This is a genomic window from Pseudomonas sp. Fl4BN1 (assembly GCF_009908285.1).
Lineage (GTDB): Bacteria > Pseudomonadota > Gammaproteobacteria > Pseudomonadales > Pseudomonadaceae > Aquipseudomonas.
Window position 1 is genome coordinate 1 of the sequence record NZ_JAAARM010000077.1, and the last position, 2,462, is coordinate 2,462.

A 2,462-nucleotide genomic window follows, 5' to 3' on the forward strand; every position below is an offset into this window, starting at 1 on the left:
TGTCCAGGCGTTCATTCAGGCCCTGACACAAGCCGCGCTCGATGCGCTCGTAGCAACCGGCCAGGTCGTTGACCCCATGCACGACGATGGTCACGCAGGGCTTGGGCGGCGTGGCAATCAGGTGCACATCACCACCGCCCGGCATGGTGATTGCCTGGCCTGTGCAAATGGTCCTCATCCGAACGGCGTCATTCATTGTGCATTCGCTCCTTGATGGCTTGAAGAAGATCTTCCTGGCCGCGTTCAGGGGTTACATCCAGTCATTTCTGAAGGCGAGATTGACGCTCTTCGGCATTCCTTCGAGCCAGGCAAAGCGCCGAATCCTGGACCTGCCACGCACCGCCCTCCTCGATTACACAAAACTCCAGGTGGGTGCTGGAGACCGTTTGTTTGTGCCAGCGGCTACGCTCGTTGAATTTAATGTAGAGGTTGTAACTGCCTCCCAGCTGTAGCGCTCCGGGGTTCATCGTTTTGACGACCGCGCCGGGATAGTCTCCTGACAACACTATTCTTGGTTGGATCCAGCCTTCGGGGAACTCAATGCTCCATAGGGTTTCGTAGCAGCGGACTCCAGTCCGACGACAGAGAAACACACGCTTGATCTCCAGGTTGTTGGTATCGGCCAGCAAAAGCCGAAGATCCGTCACCGGACGACCGGACTCGAACGTCACCGGAATATCCGGAGGCATCTTGGACACAGCCCATATCGAATACTTCATGACTCAGCGCTCCGCCAAGTTGCCCTGCACGGGCTTGAGTTTCTTCTATGTCTCGCTATCTCCCATATCGAGGTCCAAGCAGTAGTCCTGCTCTCTGGAAACGGCACGAGCAAATCTGCGTCGCCACCGCCAGTCGCGGTAATCGCCTTCACTAAACAGCGTCGGCGCATAGCAACAGACTCGGTCACGGGCGGGCTTCCTGTTGTTCCTCGGCAAGACTTCGGGCTCGACAACCTGAGCGGGCCTGGACTTGCAACACGCCGCCGTCCTCGATCAAGCAAAACTCCAAGAAAGTGCTGGAGACCGTCTGTTTGTGCCAGCGGCTACGCTCCCTGAAATGAATATCAAGGTTGTAACTGCCCCCCGGCTGTAAAGCTTCAGGGTTCATCGTTCTAACGACCGCGCCTGGATAGTCTCCTAACAACACTATTTTTGGTTGGATCCAGCCAGTAGGAAGATCAATGTCCCATAGGGTTTCGTAGCATTTGACTCCAGTTCGACGGCAGAGAAATACCTGGTTAATCTCCAGGTTGTTGGTATCGGCCAGCAAAGGTCGAAGATCTGCCACCAGACGACCGGACTCCATCGTCACGGGAATACGCGGAGGCATCTTGGACACGGCCCCAACTGGAGACTGCATCAGCAACGCAGTACACAACACAACCCATATCGAGTGTTTCATGATTCAGTACCCCGCCGGAAAGTTGCCCAGTACGGGCTTGAGCCTTGTTAGTACATGAGTATTTCCGGAATCCAAGCCTCGGTAGTAGTCACGCACAATGTCTCCTTGCTGCTCGATGTTGTAGTCCTTTAGAGTTTTACCTGGTTCCAACTGATACAGATATTGGTCACCCACCAAGAACTGTTTCGCCTGCTGATACGCTCCCACCAACAGCACATTGACACCGTGCTGGTGTTGCCAGACATGAGTCATCTCGTGAATGAAGAACCCTCGCCTTTCCGGTTCTTCAAGGCTCCAGTCGGAGATACCGCGCCAGCTCTCCCCAAAGTAGATATGCCCGTTCGGCGACATCGCATAAGTTGCCCCCTGCCAAGGCACATAGTTCTCATCGCGCAGGCGCACCTTGTCGTAATCGATGGAGTCTGCAAATACGCTCTGCGCCAAAACGATCTCGCCTTCCGTCAATGCGCGCCCTTTTTCATTGTCCGGCTCGGAGAAAGCCTTCGCCACTAGAGCCGCCACACCCACTGCAGCCGCGGCCGCAACCATTGGTGTGCTCGAGCGCTTCATGCCAACGTTGGCGATGTTCATTGCGTCTTTCTGCAACAGTTGCGTCGCGCCTTGTGCATCGGTCACGCCTTCGACGATTTCACCATTGGCCATGGTGATCTTGTAGGGCACGTTGGGCATCCCCGACTGGCCATCGATCTGCTTGAGCATGAATCGCCGCTCGGTATCCCCGACCTTGAACTTCGGCAGTTCCGCCGCCAGGCTGGCGCCGCCCACCTGGCTATGTTTCGCCGCCTTGACCGTGAAGTTACCCGGCATGCCCAGCTCAATATTGCCGCCCTTGAGCGTCAGGTAAGCCCCACCGCACATCAGGGTGATGTGTTCCTTGGCTGAGATCAGCACATGCTGGTTGCTCGCACTGACTTCCACGCTCTGGTCAGCCTCCAGGCGGATAGTGTTCTGTTGCGCCTGCAACAGCATCAATCCCTGGTGGGTGATGTGGCGCATCTCGCCGCTCTGGGCAAACAGCCCCAGGTCGGTGCCGGCATTGA

At 56.3% G+C, this 2,462-nt stretch carries 4 protein-coding genes; all 4 read right to left on the reverse strand.

Annotated features, from left to right (window positions below; genetic code table 11):
* Window positions 1-196, reverse strand: a 196-nt coding sequence (locus GV818_RS33595) for a T6SS effector phospholipase Tle3 domain-containing protein (RefSeq protein WP_161778572.1), incomplete at its 3' end; no start/stop codon positions are given.
* Between the two features lie 64 nt (window positions 197-260).
* Window positions 261-719 carry a hypothetical protein gene (locus GV818_RS33600; protein WP_161760107.1) on the reverse strand — a complete coding sequence of 153 codons (459 nt, stop codon included), beginning with the start codon at window positions 717-719 and terminating at the stop codon, window positions 261-263.
* 184 nt (window positions 720-903) lie between these two features.
* Complete coding sequence (locus tag GV818_RS33605) at window positions 904-1,401, reverse strand: hypothetical protein (RefSeq protein ID WP_161778735.1); 498 nt, start codon at window positions 1,399-1,401, stop codon at window positions 904-906.
* 3 nt (window positions 1,402-1,404) lie between these two features.
* Window positions 1,405-2,462 (reverse strand): DUF2345 domain-containing protein (locus GV818_RS33610; RefSeq protein ID WP_256667707.1); only part of this gene is annotated, 1,058 nt, incomplete at its 5' end.

Bases quoted from the DNA above. Each gene is read 5' to 3' on its own strand.
- GV818_RS33600 (WP_161760107.1), bottom strand. From the start codon at position 719: ATGAAGTATTCGATATGGGCTGTGTCCAAGATGCCTCCGGATATTCCG.
- GV818_RS33605 (WP_161778735.1), bottom strand. From the start codon at position 1,401: ATGAAACACTCGATATGGGTTGTGTTGTGTACTGCGTTGCTGATGCAG.